Here is a 15844-nt window from a genome sequence, read left to right on the forward strand (position 1 = left end):
TCAGTAAACAAAACTTTATAAATTTCATCTACCGATAATAGTATTTTAACCTTTGGCTTGTTTATTATTCTTATTAATATAAGGGCATCCTTCAAAATTTATCCTCTTGAAATATTCTTACAAATATTAAAAATCAAAATTTCTAAGTAATGCAAACTCATTCTTTCTACCATTGCATTAGTAGTTCATTTTATTCTATACAACTATCTCTTTAAATGTAGTTTCTACATCTCTTTTTATATCAACGAATATATCGTTCTTATCCTTAATAAAAGAATTTAGTAAATCAATTGTTATTAAATTCAGTTCACTAATATCCTTATTTGTAATTAGATTATCATCTTTACCTCTTTGCAAATACTTATTCATATCTTTAAAGAATCTATATACTTCATCTTTTATTAAATCTATTGGCATTAAATCTTCACTCATATTTAATAATCTTTTTCTAATATCCAATGCTTTTAAAGGAAATAAAAGATACATGTTTCTTTCGCATAATTGCTTAAAATCATATTTCCATCCTTTTATTATATTAATCTTGCAATCTATATTATTTTCTTCAGTTTCTGATTTTATTTGGTATACATCAGGAACTTCAATACTAGAGTTTAATATTATCATAGATTTAGAATAACTTTCTTTCAAAGTATATTCACTTTTATTAACATTCTTCCTCTTTCTTCTATTAAGACTTATTATATTATCATTACTCGATAAATTTACCTTAGTTATTATTATTGCTATATTTTCATCATCGTTAACGTGAAACTGCACTCTATATTCAAACTTCCTATACTCATCTTCTACCATTATCCTTAAATCACAATTTGAATCTTCTAAGGTAATTCCTTCATTTATATCTACATCTTTTCTAGTTATAGTATATTCCATTTTAGTATCTATATTAAAATCATCATTATATAATGAATTAATGAACTCAATTATTGTATTATTATTTAATGAGAAGATTCTCTCAATAATTTTATTCAAGTCCTTTCCATTACTATTATCAAATTCACCATTCTCTTTGGAGTAATTAAACTTCTCTTTAAAAGATGTATAAGACTTACTACTCTCTTTTTCATTAATTTTATTGCTAATGGATTTTGATAATTTATTTTTATTCTCTCTTCCTTTTCTTCTAACTTCATTTAGTAAAACTAATTTATTCATATCGTATTCCACCTCACAATGGATTATTACCATAATATGTTTGTAATATTCAAATATTGAATGTATTTTATAATAGATCATTCACAAAACACAAAATAGTTTTTTTATAAATACTTAATTCTTTTTTGTTTACATATAATTAAGTATATTAATAAAATTATATACTTTTTCTGGTAAGAATCAAGTTGTTTTTCTACATTTTATTTCAAATTATTCTTTTTTTACTTATTTTTAGCCAATTATTTACATTAGGATATAAAATTAATTGAACTAATTTTTATGGACAAAAATATATTTTTCATAAAGCATACATTTTTATACATAAAAAAGCCGTAGTACAATGTACTACGACCTTTGTGGCAGGGGCAGTAGGATTTGAACCCACAACCAATGGTTTTGGAGACCACTACTCTACCGTTGAGCCATACCCCTAAGACATTAAGTATTGTATCATGTGTATATCATTCATGTCAACAATTTTATCATTTAAATTTTTAATAATTATTCAAATAAGCAAATTATTGTAGCAAATCTAATGGTCCATTATTAGCAAGACAAACTTAACTAAATAGTGTTTTTTAACTACTTCATAGTAGTTTTTTTAAATACTTCTTGTTTAACTACTCATATTATTTTATAATAAAATATAATACTTTGATAGTCAAAATATTTTATTGTCGAATTTTTCGTGAAAGGATATATGTAAAATGAATTTTAATTCTCTTAAAATTGGAAATTTAGTTGCTCCTATTCCTATTATTCAAGGGGGTATGGGAATTGGTGTTTCATCTTCTAATTTAGCCGCTGCTGTTGCTAATGCTGGTGGAATTGGAATTATCTCTGCTGCGCAACTTGGTTATAATGAAGATGACTTTGAAAAGAACCCTTTAGAGGCGAATTTAAGGGCTTTAAAAAAACATATTACTATTGCTAAAGCTAAAGCAGTAAATGGCATTATAGGTATTAATGCTATGGTCGCAACTAATAATTATGAAGATCATATAAAAACTGCAATAGAAGCTGGAGTTGATTTAATAATCTCTGGTGCAGGACTTCCTACTATGTTACCCAAAATAGTAAAGAATTCCTCTGTAAAGATTGCACCAATAGTTTCTTCTTTAAAAGCAGCAAAAGTAATTTTAAAACTTTGGGATAAGCACGATAATGTAGCTCCAGACCTCGTCGTAATTGAAGGACCGAAGGCTGGTGGCCATTTGGGTTTTAAAGTTGAAGAATTAGAAGATGAAAATTTGGATTTCGATAAATCTGTTGTAGATATAATAAATGAAACAAAAAAGTATGCTGAAAAGTATAATAAAGAAATTCCAGTAGTAGTTGCTGGTGGTGTTTTTGACGGATATGATATTGCTAAATATTTAAAATTAGGGGCTAGCGGTGTTCAAATGGCCACAAGATTTGTAGCAACTGAAGAATGTGATGCTTCGAACGAGTTCAAGAATGCCTATGTTAATTGTAGCAAAGATGATATTCAAATAGTAAAAAGTCCTGTTGGAATGCCAGGTCGAGCTATGAAGAATATATTTGTAAAAAGAACTAGTTCTGAGAAAGAAAAAATAACTCATTGTTATAACTGTTTAACACCTTGCAACCCTGCTAATACACCTTATTGCATAAGTAAGGCTTTAATAAATGCAGTAAAGGGTAACCTTGATGAAGGTCTTATATTCTGTGGCGAGAACGCAAGCAGAATAACAAAAATTACAACAGTGAAAGAACTTATGGATGAATTAGTATCTGAAATTGAAAAAGCTTAAAAATAGACTATCCCAAAGAACTAGCTTAACACAAGGCTATCTTTGAGATAGTCTATTTTTTTATATTATATAGAGATAATATTCTCTTAGCATTTCTTTTATGAGTTATACATCTTGGGAAGCTATTACTTCAACCTCACATAATACTCCTTTAGGAAGTTCTTTTACGGCAACACATGAACGTGCCGGATTACTAATAAAATATTTAGCGTAGACTTCATTAAAGCTAGCAAAATCGCTCATGTTGGCGATAAAACAAGTTGTCTTAATTACATTTTCAAAATTAATATCATTAGCTTCTAATATAGCTGATATATTTTTCATTACCTGAGTTGCCTGTTCTTCTATATTACTTCCTACAACCTCGCCTGTTGATGGATCTAACGGTATTTGTCCTGATGTAAATAATATATTTCCAAAGCCTACTGCCTGAGAATATGGCCCAATTGCTGCTGGTGCCTTTTTTGTATTTGTTACTTTTAACATTTTATAATCCCTCCAAATCAAAATTAAGTTATATTAATTTAATTTTTATTAATATCATCGCTATTTAAATATTGATTTTAACTTATCTTTCTAATAGGAAAAACTAATTACTATCAATAAGAACTTTCTTTCAATCCTAACTATTTCTTAAATTATTTCTTGTTGTAATTAGAATTTTTTATATAAAAAAGTCGTAGTACAATGTACTACGACTTTTGTGGCAGGGGTAGTAGGATTTGAACCCACAACCAATGGTTTTGGAGACCACTACTCTACCGTTGAGCCATACCCCTAAGACAATATTCATTATATAACATATCTATAAAGAAAGCAACATATTTTTATAAATAGTTATCATGAAAATAAGACTACACTAAATATAAAATACTTTATATTTATATTCAAATTTCAAATATTCCTTAGTGTAGTATATATAATCACATCTAGTAATAAAAATAAGCATAAATCCGGGAATAAGTAATTCTATTTTTTATTATTAGAACCTAAGACTTCATTAGGTTTAGCCCATTTTGATAATTCTTTTATATTGTATAAAATCAAATCATCAAAAGACATATCTCCATAATACTTCCATAATTTTATTGTATTATAACCTGACAAATCTAATTTTGTTCCTTTTTCACCATCAGTTATTATTATTATCTTTTTAGGATCTAAATTATTAATCTTTACAAACTCATTTAACTCATGGTTATCAAGCTGAATAGTATTTAAATTCAAGGATTTAGTTAAGTAGTCAAAATCATTATTTAATGTAATAAACTTATATTCATTTAATGATTTTATCTTCTCATCATATTCCTTTATGCTAGCATCAAAATTTTTGATAGCTTCATTATAATTTTCCTCGTAATAATCTCTATTTTGAGGATCTCTATCTTGAATAGCTGCTTTTACATTGTATAATGCTATTTTATACTCTTCTATCCCTTCAAAATAATAAGGATTTTCTTTAGTGTCATTATCATGCCCATAATTTAATAATTTTATGCCTCTAGCTAAATTTATTATTCCAAGATTTCCTTTCTTCAACTCACCAATTAGTGAATCACTCCATGGTTCAAAAGATGTGCCAGAATATATAAATAAATCCATATTGGATATATTATTTAAAACATCTTCACTATATTTAAATTCACTAATATCTTTCTCATTAGTAAACATATACTCTGCATTATTCTTTTCCTTTATAATTTTTTTAACCATATAATATTGTGGTTTATTAACTGTCATTATATTTAGATATTTATCTCTGCTTTCAGTTCTATTATTCTCAGTATTAGCTAATAAAGGATTTGAAAAAAAACTCATACCAAAAGACAATGCTATGGTTATTATCACCATGGCAAAGGTAATTTTCTTCAAAGACAAGTCACCTCCAAAATTTAACTGACTTCATTCATAACTTTCTTTTTAATATGTACTGTACTTAATTTCTTAAGTTAATTCTTAATTAATGTTTATTAGATTAAACATAAAATAATTCCCTGTTATACATTGAATTATATATGTTACTTCTATAATTAACCTGTTAAATAAATTTTAGCATATACTTGTTCTTATTATACCAACTAATTTAAAATAAATATATACAAATTTATTACATTTCATTGGAACTTACTCCCTATGTTATGTAAATTAAATTAGTTAATATATTAATAATTTGCTTTTATGCAATTTTGAGATAAAATAAAAAGATGAGAGTTTGTAGATTTAACAATTATTAGGTTCTATACATAATAACTATATGTAAGTTATTAATATAAAATTCTAATTAATAAGAATTAATTCTCACTTAAAGGAGGCATTTCATGGAATTTGAAATTTATAATGTAGATGATACTGCTAAATTAGGAATAAATATAGGCAAATTATTAAATGCCGGTGATATAATCTGCTTAACTGGTGATTTAGGCGTAGGTAAGACTCATATTACAAAGGGCATAGCTAAAGGATTAGGAATTAACGATAATATTACTAGTCCAACATTTACTATAGTCAACGAGTATGATAGCGGTCGATTAAAGCTCAATCATTTCGATGTTTATAGAGTAAGTGACCCTGATGAAATATATGCAATTGGATTTGATGATTATATATTTTCAGATGCAGTGTCAATAATAGAATGGGCAAATTATATAGAAGAAATTCTACCAAATGATTTACTTCATATAGATATAAAGAAAGATTATAACAAAGGCGAAGATTATAGAAAAATCACGCTAAATGCTTATGGAAAAAGATATGATTATATAAAGGAGTTGAAAATATGATTATTCTTGCTGTTGATTCCTCCTCTAAAGTGGCAACTGTTGCTTTGATGAAAGATGATAAACTACTTGGAGAAATCACATTAAATGATAAGAAAGAACACTCTATAATACTAATGTCTATAATTCAGGAATTGCTAAATAATAATAATTTGAGTATTGATGATATTAATGGCTATGTTATTTCAAAAGGTCCTGGTTCATTTACTGGGCTTAGAATAGGCATGGCAACAATAAAAGGTCTTAGCTTGGGAAGTAACAAGCCTTACGTTAGTGTTTCTAGTTTAGATGCACTTGCATTTAGTGTATCTAATTTCGATGGTATAATATGCCCTATAATGGATGCTTTAAGAAATAGTGTTTATACTTCACTATATAAAGGAGAATATACTTGCAATGCCAATACTGATTCGAATCTACCTATAAAGTTGGAACGTCTATTAGATTATTCAGCATTGGATATTGATGAACTTATAGAAATAATTAAATCCAAAAATAAGAAAGTTATTTTTATAGGCGATGGTGTTGATAAATATAAGGATTATTTGATTGATAATTGTCCAAATTCATATTTTCCTCCTAATCACCTTAATTTAATTCGTGCCTCTTCATTAGGTGAAATAGGCAGTATACTATTAAAGAACGGAGAATGCGACGATCCAAACTCCGCTCCGGTTTATCTTAAAAAATCTCAGGCTGAAAGAGAATACGAGCAAAGGATGAGATTATAGTGAATGTAACTATAAATTTAATGAAAGAAGAAGATATAGATGAAATTTTAGATATAAGCTCGTTGAGCTTTTCTATATGCTGGAGCAAGAGTTCTTATATGCAGGAACTAACCAATCCTGTTGCTAAATATTTTGTTGCTAAAGTTGATAATAAAGTTGTAGGCTTTGCTGGAACATGGATCGTATTGGATGAGGCTCATATAACTAATATAGCAATACACCCAAACTATCGAAAACAAGGAATAGCCTCTAAACTCCTAGAAGAATTACTATCCTATTGTAAGTCTCAAGGTTGTGTAGCATATACTCTCGAAGTTAGAAAAAGTAATGCCGCTGCCAAAGCCCTTTATGAGAAATATAACTTTAAACAAGAGGGAATTCGAAAAGGGTACTATGAAGATAACAAGGAAGATGCTATTTTAATGTGGCAAAAGGAATAAGCTTAATATAAATTTCTATGCTCTAATAAACATATTAAAGAGACACTTTATACAATCATTGTATTGAAATTGCATAAATTGTCTCTTTAATACTTACTATTAATTTATATATAGCCAAAATTCACTTCTGACATTTAACTAATGTATATTTTATATCAATTCGATTTCATTGCTTTCTAATACATCCATAATTTGTTGATTAGGTTTTTCATCAGTTATTATAGAATTTATATCATCAATCATTGCAAATTTATAATTACCATCTACAAAAAATTTCTTGTTCTCCATAACTAAAAATGTCTTTTTACTAGATTGTATTATTGTAGCCTTAGTAATTCCATCCTCAATTTCAAAAGTAGTTATACTTTTATCAAAAGCATCAATCCCACAACTTCCTATAAAAGATTTATCAAATTTATATTTTTTAATAAAATCATTAGTTGAAGATCCAATAAAACCATTGAGAGATTTATTTAAAACCCCTGCTGCAACTACAACTGTAATATTATTTGCTGCTGTCGCTAAAATATTTGCTATCTCCAACATATTTGTTACTACAGTTATTCTTTTTTGAGTTGTTAAAATAGATTTAGCTATAAGAATATTAATTGTTGATAAATCTAAAAATATAGTTTCTCTATCCTGGATTAGCTCTAAAGCTTTCTTAGCAATTATGCTTTTAGTTGAAATATCTATCTTCTCTCTTTCTGAAATATCATACAACTGAGACGATTCCCTTATTTGAATCGCACCCCCATACGTCCTTTTTAACTTCCCTGTATGCTCCAGCTGCTTTAAATCTTTTCTAATGCAATCTTCTGTTACATTAAACTTTTTGCTTAAATCCTTAACTTTAACTTTTCCATATGTATTTAGAATATTTATTATTTCATTTAATCTCTCTTCTGTAAACATATCTATACATTCTCCCATTTTTTATTATTTAGGAACTGGTGGTAAACAATTAATCTAAATATATTATAAGGGACTTTCAAAATTTAATAAAATTATTTTGATAGCCCCTTATATCTATTATTTTTAAATATTTTATTCTTATTTACAAATTTTCTTAAACAATTATATAGTCAAATTTAAATTAAACCAATGTCTATTATTGTTCTTTTTCAAAATCTGATTTTGGAACTCCACATAACGGACAAACCCAATCATCTGGAATATCTTCAAATTTTGTTCCAGGTGCAACCCCATTATCTGGATCACCTGCTGCCTCATCATAAATATAACCACATACTGTACAAATATATTTTTCCATAAAAAAACCTCCCTTAGATTTAATAATTAAATATTAATAAATACATATCTTACTATATTAATCTTCATCTTGTAAAACATATATCAATTAAGCGCTTCTGTAATTAATTTCCCAAAATCTCTACATCTATTTAGTGCCTCTTCATCTGGATTCCATAGTTCTCTTGTCCCAGGACTAATAATTTCGAACCCTGACTTTTTCAATTCTTCTGTAATTAGTTTTGTTGCTTCACCACTCCACCCATAACTACCAAAAGCTGCTCCCTTTTTACCTTTAAATTTAAGCCCTTTAATCATTTCTAGTACTGAAGCTGTTGAAGAGAGAACACCATTATTTATTGTTGATGAACCAATTAGGACAACTTTTGATTTAAAAGTTTCCACAATGATATCATTTTTATCACTTTTAGCAGAGTTAATAATTTTCACTACTACCTCTTTATTATTACTTGTTATTCCTTCTGCTATACATTCAGCCATCCTTCTTGTTGCATTCCACATACTATCATAAATTATTGTAATTTGATTTTCTTTATATTCACTTGCCCATTCAATATACTTATTTATTATTTGTATTGGATCATCTCTCCATATTATACCATGACTTGGGCAAATCATATCTATAGGCAAATTTAAACTTGATATTTCTTCAATTTTATTTAAAACTTGTTTGCTAAACGGAGTTAAAATATTAGCATAATATTTTAATGCTTCTTGATACAACTCCCCTTGATCTACTTTATCATTATACATGAATTCTGATGCATAATGTTGACCAAACCCATCATTGCTAAATAAAATATTTTCCCCTGATAGATATGTAAACATAGTGTCTGGCCAGTGAAGCATACTTGCTTCTATAAACGTAAGTTTATGTTCTCCTATATCTAATATGTCTCCAGTTTTAACCTCTACAAAATTCCAATCTTGATGGTAATGCCCTCTTAATATTTTAGCTCCACTTTTTGTACAATATATAGGAGTATTAGGTATTTCCTTCATCAGTTCTACCAATGCACCACTATGATCTACTTCTGAATGATTAATAACAATATAATCAATTTCTTTTATATCTATTTCTTTTTTCAGATTTATTATAAATTCTCTACTAAATGGTTCCCAAACAGTGTCAATTAATACTACCTTTTCATCTCTAATCAAATACGAATTGTAAGAAGAACCTTTATGTGTAGAATATTCATCACCGTGAAACTTCTTTAATTCCCAATCTATCTTTCCAATCCAGGTCACAATATCGTTTATCCTAAAACCCATTAAACATTCTCTCTCCTCTTTTAATATTTTCTATATATATAATACCAAATAATCCATTATTAATCAATAATTATTATTAATTAATTTTAATTTTCCAAGTATAAAATTAATTTGATTCTTAAAAAAATAATTATTATTATTTAATCTAAAAACTACAATTTGCATATATATTAAAGTTAATCATTTATATACTGTTATTTATCTCCTACTAATTTAACAATTAACTCCAATACTCGCTCAACTCATTATATTTTTAATACTTATTTCAAAAATTATATAGCATTATAATAATATTTTCCTTTAATGTAACTATCAATATATTAAATAGAATAATAATATGATCATATTATTATTCCCATTATGCAGAATTAATTGCAATTATAATATTTGAAAGAAGAAATTCTTTATACAAATCTTTATCTTAACAACTACTATTAATTTTTAATGGGACATTAAATAAGTGATTGTTTGTAACTTAACGAATAAAGATGATAAAAATCACTTTAATATAAATATCCATATATTCTATTCAATTCATACATCAACCGATATAGAAAAAAGCTGTAACAAAAATTCGAATCATTTTGTTACAGCTCTCTCTATTCACATTATTTTAAAATTATACAATTTTTGTCTTATTTTCTGGGCTGCCAAAGTTTGGTTCAACCTTAAAAATTGAAACAGATACTTTTTTGTATAGAATATATGTTAATACTGACACCATAACCGCCTTTACTCCATTGAAAGCTAGTAATGCCCAAACATAATTCTGTAACATATCCGCTGGCATCTTCATCCCATAAGCTGGCAATAATAAATATATGTTACCCACAATTCCCATTGCCTCCATCGCAATTCCACCTATTATCATTCCTAATATTGCATTTTTCTTATTCTTATTTCTATAGTAAATAAATGATGCTGGTAAAATTAATGCTGCTCCAAACAAGAAGTTTGCTGTCTCTCCAACAAAACCTGTTTGACTTCCTCTAATTAATGGAACCAAAAGATTTTTTATTAATTCTATTATCACCCCTGCTACAGGACCAAATCCAAAAGCCCCCAACAATGCTGGTACATCGCTTAGATCTATCTTAAGCCATGGAAACGCAGGTATTATTGGAAAATCAAAATACATAAGTATAATTGCAATTGCTGATAATAAAGAGATTTTGATTAATTTACTTGTTTTTTCATTCATATTCTTTGCCTCCCAAAAGATTATCTTCTTGGTGTAGCTTATTAGGAATTTAGTGTCAAAGTATTATTAGTACATTAGTTACTCCTGAACTATTTACAATACTTAATAAAAAAATAAAAAGCCCTGATGTAAAATACATCAGGGCATACATTCAGCAAGTAATAATAGATTAACTTTCAATTCCTAATAGGTTACCTTCTTTCATCCAGACTATACTGTCGGCCTCGGAGTTACACCGAATCTGCTTTCTTAAAAGCTCGCGGGCTATACCGCCGGTAGGGATTTACACCCTGCCCTGAAGATATATATTTTATTTTCTTTATTATATAACTTTAATCAATACTTTGCAACATCTATTTGAGTAATCTTTACATTTTTAAATTTATAATAAAAAAGAGTAAGATTTCTATATCTCACCCTCACCGCAAAATAATTATAGTAAAAAATTAAACATTTTTATTATAATTATATTATTCTCCTATAAGCTTATCAGTTTTTAATATATGCTCTGTTAACCAATCATTTAAAAAATTCAAAAGTTGTATTAAACTTTCGTCTTGATTTTCATCAATGTTTTTGTAATCTATTTCTTCAAGGTTTTTAATAAACTTATCATGCTCAACTTTTTGAGTAAAGAGTCTTTTATAATTTATGCTTTTCATATATTCTTCTTCTGACCTGAAGTGGAAAATTGTGTAATCCTTTAGTTCGTTCATAATATGTATTATCTTATCATACTTATCAATTGCGAATTCATCTTTTAACAGAGTATAAGCTTTATCTGCCAATTCAAAAAGCTTTTTGTGTTGCTCATCAATCTGATCAATTCCGATTTTGTATTCTTCCTTCATTTCATACATGTATAATACCTTCCTTCTACTCATTATTTTAATCATACTCGGTTCATTTTTATTAATATATCATTTTTTTAATATAAAGTCACTATCATTAGCCTTTTATTCAATAGATAAATTTCTAAATATAAATTGCAAATTAATATTATTTAATCCTACATTTTAAATAATATTAACAGTATGTGTTGTTTTCTAAAACAATCTGCCTTTTAACATAACTATTTTATAAATATCTAAAAAAATAGCTCAGAAAATAATTAATAAAAAAAAAGATTTAAAGCACTTAATCAATAAAATTAAGTGCTTTAAATCTTTACTGAAAATTATAAATTTTTAACTTTACTTATAACATCTGCGCAATATTCTTTTACACCTGCAACACCGTTGCTTTTATACACTTTATTTAAATCACTACCTATACCGCTACAATCTGCTCCTGCTTGTATCCATTCACTTATATTATCTTTGTTTACTCCTCCAGTAGGCATAACGCTAAGATCTGGGAATATTGACTTTGCTGCCCCTATAAATGCCTTTCCAACAACATTACCTGGGAATACTTTAATAAATCTTAAACCTAATTTATAAGCCTTATTTAACTCTGACATTGTCATTAATCCTGGAATTATTAATGCTTTTCTTTGATTTGCATAAGCAATTACATCTTCATCTATGCAAGGAGAAACAATAAAATCAGAATTGTTTTCAATACATGCATCTACAGCATCTTTTGTTAACACAGTTCCTGCACCAACACAAGCATTTTTATATTCTTCTTTCAATTCTTTTATTAACTTTGGTGCATTTGGTACACTCATAGTTACCTCTATAATTTTCATTCCGCCTTCAATTGCTGCTATACTTATTTCTTTTGCTTCTTCATATGTTTTAGTTCTAATAACAGCTACTGCCTTTTCTTCTTTTAATGTATTATATATTTTTTCAAACATTATTTATTACACCTCATCTTCAATTTGTTTTATTTAAAATTAATCTATATCATTCATAAAATACTTTATTAAATATAAACATCTATCCTTAACGTTCTATTTTCTTTGCTTGCCCTAAATGCACTAAAACATCATCATAATAAGGTAATCCCTCATTATCACCTTCAACGCCTACAACTAAAGATCCAACTGCATTTGCAAATCTAACACAATCTTCTAATGTCTTACCTTTTAATAATGCTGTTAAAAATCCTGCTGCAAACCCATCGCCTGCGCCTACTGTATCAACTAAAGCCTTTGGTTTAATAGCTTCAATATCATACACATTCTTACCATCTGAACCTATAGCCCCCTTAGCTCCTTTTTTAACTATTACTTTTTCTATTCCCTTATTATGAAAAATTCTTATTGCTTCTTCTATATTGGTATCACCTAATAATATCTCTATTTCTTCATCACCTATTAAAAGAATATCAACATAAGGTAAAAGTTTTTCTATATAGTCTTTTGCTTCTTCCTTAGTCCACATCTTTAATCTAATATTGGGATCAAAAGATATTATAAGGTTATTTTTTTTAGCTAATTTTACTGCTTCTAATATGACTTCCCTATTATTCTCAGTTATTGAAGGAAAAACTCCTGTAATATGAAGAACTTTTGCATTTTTTATATATTCTTCATTCAATTTCTTTGCATCCATTGTACTAGTTGGTGACTTTTCTCTATAATAAAATGATCTGCTTGATCCATCAGATAAAACTTCTCTGAAATACACTGAAGTTGGATATCCATCAACGAGTTGTACTTCTGATGTGTCTATCCCCTCACCTCTTACAGTTCTTAGTATATATTTTCCAAAATCGTCATTTCCTAATCTACTTATCCATCCAGATTGCAATCCTAATCTCGCACATCCCATTGCAACATTTAATTCTGCTCCACCTACTTTTCTTTTGAATGTGTCACAAAATATTATTGGTCCCTTTTCTTGAGGGCACATTGCAATCATTGCATCTCCTATAGTAATTACGTCCATAAATAAATACACCACTTTCACTATATATTTGTTTTTAACCTTATCCAATGACCTAGAGATAGCTCTATATATTTATACCTTTGATAAGGTTATGTTTAATTTTGAGTCAATATTTATATATAATTTTAAATTCTGATTATCTTACCAACCATCCTCCATCAACTGCTAGAATATGACCATTAACATAATCAGATGCTCTGCTTGCTAAAAACACTACTGCTCCCATTAAGTCAGATGGTTCTGCCCATCTATCTGCTGGTATTCTTCCCTGTATTTCTGCATTTCTTTCTTTATCTGCTCTTATTGGTTCAGTATTTGCTGTCTTTATATATCCAGGTGCTATCGCATTTATTTGAATATTCTTGCTTGCTAACTCATTAGCAAATGCTTTCGTTATACCTGCGACTCCATGTTTACTTGCTGTATATGGAGGCACAAACTTTCCTCCCTGAAATGATAACATAGATGCTATATTAATTATCTTCCCTGAACTTTGTTTAACCATTATTTTAGCAACTTCTTGACTTAAGAAATATACAGCATTTAAATTAATATCCATAACTGCATTCCAGTCTTCTTCTTTATAATCAAGAAGAGGTGTTCTTCTTATAGTTCCAGCATTATTTACTAATATATCTACTTTCCCATAAGATTTCATCGCAGAATCAATCACATCCTGCCTTCCTTCTTTTTGTGTTAAATCCGCTTTCACGAATACGACTTTTCTATCTTCTTTTTCTATCAATTCGCGTGTATCATCCCAATTATTACCGTGAGTAGAAATAACTAAATCTGCCCCTGCTTTAGCTAATGCAACCGCATATGCCTGTCCAAGCCCTGTATTTCCTCCAGTAACTATTGCCACTTTTCCGTCTAATCTAAAAAAGTCCATTGAAAACTGGTTCAAAATATTTTCCATCTTCTGTTCTCCCCTTTCCATATAAATATTTTCACCCTTATATGTATTATCAAATTTTTTCTAAAGAAACCATTGTTCCGTATCGTGGAATACCGTTTCATTTATTAACTTAATTCTAATATTATCACTTACAATTGTCAATGATGCTCGTATAAAAATAAATTTTTTAACTTTTTATTTGTTAAAATTAAAATTAAACATTACAATGTAGTATAAAGATAAAACTATTTAGGAGGATTTTATATGTCAGAGGATTTAAGCAATCCAAACTTAGTTCAATCGGTGGAACGTGCTCTTGATATACTTGATTGCTTAGCCGAATATCCAAAAGGATGTGGAATTGCTGAATTGTCAAAAAATTTAGGTTTAAGCAAGAGCACTATACATAGAATAATTACAACTTTAAAATATAAAGAATATGTTACACAAAATACAGAAAACGATAAATATCAATTAGGAATTAAGCTCCTTAACTTATCTTCTTCTATAACAAATAGTATGGATTTAATAAATGTCGCCAGACCTCATATATATGACTTTGCTAATAAGTTTGATGAAGTCATACATCTTTGTATCCCTGACGAGTCATTTACTAACATAATTTATGTAGATAAGGTATCTTCCGAAAATACTAGTAGAAATATAATAATGTCTTCTAGCATAGGAAAAAAAGCTCCTATTTATTGCACTGCGTCCGGTAAATTAATGCTATCTCAATATTCAGACGATAAAATAAGAGAATTATTAAAAGATACAGAATTTATACAATATGCAGAAAACACAATAACTGATATAGATATTCTTATAAAAGAAATCCATATTATAAGAAAAAACTTATATGCATTAGATAATATCGAATATGATACTGGTGTTATATGTATAGCTGTTCCTATTTTTGATAGGAACAATAAAATTATTGCTGCAACTAGTCTCTCTTCTGTAACGCTCTTTAATACTATGGATGATTTATTAAAATACAAAGACGAATTTATGAATGTCGCTAAAAATATTAGCCGACTTATGGGATATGCATATTATACAGATATAAAATAAATTTTTAAAATAAAAGATTAATAAATTTCAAATATGAAAAGGCTGAAATTGAAATAAATTACTTAACGTAAATTTCAACTTCAGCCGCTAGTATTTTTTATGGGCGTGTTAACTTATAATCAAATTTTATTTACCAATATTTTTCTATATCAGGACAATAATTTTTCTTAACTGCTGCTCTCATTTCAACAAAGCAGCCACAAATTTTACACATGCCGTTAATTAAATTATCGCACTGCATACATATTTCTAATCGTTTCTTATATTCCTCATCTTCTGTTTTTATATGCTTATCCAAATTTTTAATATAGTCTTGTAGATGCTGATATTCTTTTTCTTCAAATAGCTGATCTAATAAACATTTTTTACAAAACCTTTGCTTCAT

At 27.9% G+C, this 15844-nt stretch carries 17 protein-coding genes, 2 tRNA genes and 1 riboswitch; of the genes, 5 read left to right on the forward strand and 14 right to left on the reverse strand.

All coding sequences use genetic code 11. From position 1 onward, the window contains the following. Nucleotides 1–195: 195 nt before the first annotated feature. On the reverse strand, nt 196–1176 hold the full coding sequence (locus tag T483_RS0107390) for a hypothetical protein (RefSeq protein ID WP_026886284.1): 981 nt from the start codon (nt 1174–1176) through the stop codon (nt 196–198). A 357-nt stretch (nt 1177–1533) separates the two neighbouring features. Continuing rightward, nucleotides 1534–1608: transfer RNA gene (locus tag T483_RS0107400), tRNA-Trp, on the reverse strand. A gap of 275 nt (nt 1609–1883) precedes the next feature. Here T483_RS0107400 and T483_RS0107405 point away from each other — a divergent pair. Continuing rightward, nucleotides 1884–2951, forward strand: a complete 1068-nt coding sequence (locus tag T483_RS0107405) for an NAD(P)H-dependent flavin oxidoreductase (RefSeq protein WP_026886285.1) — start codon at nt 1884–1886, stop codon at nt 2949–2951. 105 nt (nt 2952–3056) lie between these two features. Here T483_RS0107405 and T483_RS0107410 read toward each other — a convergent pair whose 3' ends face one another. The 3 genes from T483_RS0107410 to T483_RS0107420 all read right to left on the reverse strand — a co-directional run bounded on the left by T483_RS0107410 (nt 3057) and on the right by T483_RS0107420 (nt 4823). Next, nucleotides 3057–3437, reverse strand: coding sequence for a RidA family protein (locus T483_RS0107410; protein ID WP_026886286.1), 381 nt, complete (start codon nt 3435–3437; stop codon nt 3057–3059). 218 nt (nt 3438–3655) lie between these two features. After that, nucleotides 3656–3730: transfer RNA gene (locus T483_RS0107415), tRNA-Trp, on the reverse strand. A gap of 190 nt (nt 3731–3920) precedes the next feature. Then, nucleotides 3921–4823, reverse strand: a complete 903-nt coding sequence (locus T483_RS0107420; protein ID WP_026886287.1) for a metal ABC transporter substrate-binding protein — start codon at nt 4821–4823, stop codon at nt 3921–3923. 446 nt (nt 4824–5269) lie between these two features. Between T483_RS0107420 and tsaE the strand changes: the two genes are divergently transcribed. The 3 genes from tsaE to rimI are packed head-to-tail and all read left to right on the forward strand — an operon-like array spanning nt 5270 to nt 6899. Further along, nucleotides 5270–5731, forward strand: coding sequence for a tRNA (adenosine(37)-N6)-threonylcarbamoyltransferase complex ATPase subunit type 1 TsaE (tsaE, locus tag T483_RS0107425; RefSeq protein WP_026886288.1), 462 nt, complete (start codon nt 5270–5272; stop codon nt 5729–5731). Next, nucleotides 5728–6459: a tRNA (adenosine(37)-N6)-threonylcarbamoyltransferase complex dimerization subunit type 1 TsaB gene (gene tsaB, locus T483_RS0107430; RefSeq protein WP_026886289.1), complete on the forward strand. Its 732-nt coding sequence runs from the start codon at nt 5728–5730 to the stop codon at nt 6457–6459. Before tsaE ends, tsaB begins: the two co-directional genes overlap by 4 nt. Next, on the forward strand, nt 6459–6899 hold the full coding sequence (gene rimI / locus T483_RS0107435) for a ribosomal protein S18-alanine N-acetyltransferase (protein WP_026886290.1): 441 nt from the start codon (nt 6459–6461) through the stop codon (nt 6897–6899). The genes tsaB and rimI overlap by 1 nt, the downstream gene beginning before the upstream one ends. A 150-nt stretch (nt 6900–7049) precedes the next feature. On the opposite strand, the gene T483_RS0107440 is transcribed toward rimI, so the two are convergent. The 8 genes from T483_RS0107440 to kduD all read right to left on the reverse strand — a co-directional run bounded on the left by T483_RS0107440 (nt 7050) and on the right by kduD (nt 14406). Continuing rightward, nucleotides 7050–7814, reverse strand: coding sequence for a DeoR/GlpR family DNA-binding transcription regulator (locus tag T483_RS0107440; protein WP_026886291.1), 765 nt, complete (start codon nt 7812–7814; stop codon nt 7050–7052). Nucleotides 7815–8010: 196 nt separating this feature from the next. Continuing rightward, the gene (gene rd, locus T483_RS0107445) at nt 8011–8172 is read right to left on the reverse strand and encodes a rubredoxin (protein WP_023974876.1); all 162 of its coding nucleotides are present in this window, start codon (nt 8170–8172) and stop codon (nt 8011–8013) included. A gap of 83 nt (nt 8173–8255) precedes the next feature. Beyond that, nucleotides 8256–9446: an anaerobic nitric oxide reductase flavorubredoxin gene (locus T483_RS0107450; protein WP_026886292.1), complete on the reverse strand. Its 1191-nt coding sequence runs from the start codon at nt 9444–9446 to the stop codon at nt 8256–8258. A 619-nt stretch (nt 9447–10065) separates the two neighbouring features. Next, nucleotides 10066–10647, reverse strand: coding sequence for an ECF transporter S component (locus tag T483_RS0107455; protein ID WP_011967813.1), 582 nt, complete (start codon nt 10645–10647; stop codon nt 10066–10068). A 189-nt stretch (nt 10648–10836) separates the two neighbouring features. Next, nucleotides 10837–10954: riboswitch (FMN riboswitch) on the reverse strand. Between the two features lie 163 nt (nt 10955–11117). Next, nucleotides 11118–11507, reverse strand: coding sequence for a bacteriohemerythrin (locus tag T483_RS0107460; RefSeq protein ID WP_026886293.1), 390 nt, complete (start codon nt 11505–11507; stop codon nt 11118–11120). Nucleotides 11508–11824: 317 nt separating this feature from the next. Further along, entirely contained in the window at nt 11825–12451 is a 627-nt protein-coding gene (locus T483_RS0107465; protein WP_011967811.1) for a bifunctional 4-hydroxy-2-oxoglutarate aldolase/2-dehydro-3-deoxy-phosphogluconate aldolase, read from the reverse strand. An 88-nt stretch (nt 12452–12539) separates the two neighbouring features. Then, a complete protein-coding gene (locus tag T483_RS0107470) occupies nt 12540–13487 on the reverse strand; it encodes a sugar kinase (RefSeq protein ID WP_026886294.1) in 948 nt (315 codons plus the stop codon). A gap of 136 nt (nt 13488–13623) precedes the next feature. Further along, nucleotides 13624–14406 (reverse strand): 2-dehydro-3-deoxy-D-gluconate 5-dehydrogenase KduD, encoded by a 783-nt coding sequence (gene kduD, locus T483_RS0107475; protein ID WP_026886295.1) that lies wholly within the window; start codon nt 14404–14406, stop codon nt 13624–13626. Nucleotides 14407–14649: 243 nt separating this feature from the next. On the opposite strand from kduD, the gene T483_RS0107480 reads away from it, so the two are divergent. Then, complete coding sequence (locus T483_RS0107480; RefSeq protein WP_026886296.1) at nt 14650–15459, forward strand: IclR family transcriptional regulator; 810 nt, start codon at nt 14650–14652, stop codon at nt 15457–15459. 130 nt (nt 15460–15589) lie between these two features. Here T483_RS0107480 and T483_RS0107485 read toward each other — a convergent pair whose 3' ends face one another. Next, nucleotides 15590–15844 (reverse strand): DUF6171 family protein, encoded by a 255-nt coding sequence (locus T483_RS0107485; RefSeq protein WP_026886297.1) that lies wholly within the window; start codon nt 15842–15844, stop codon nt 15590–15592.

The sequence above is a fragment of the Clostridium beijerinckii HUN142 genome, from assembly GCF_000621745.1.
Taxonomy (GTDB): Bacteria; Bacillota; Clostridia; order Clostridiales; family Clostridiaceae; genus Clostridium; species Clostridium beijerinckii_A.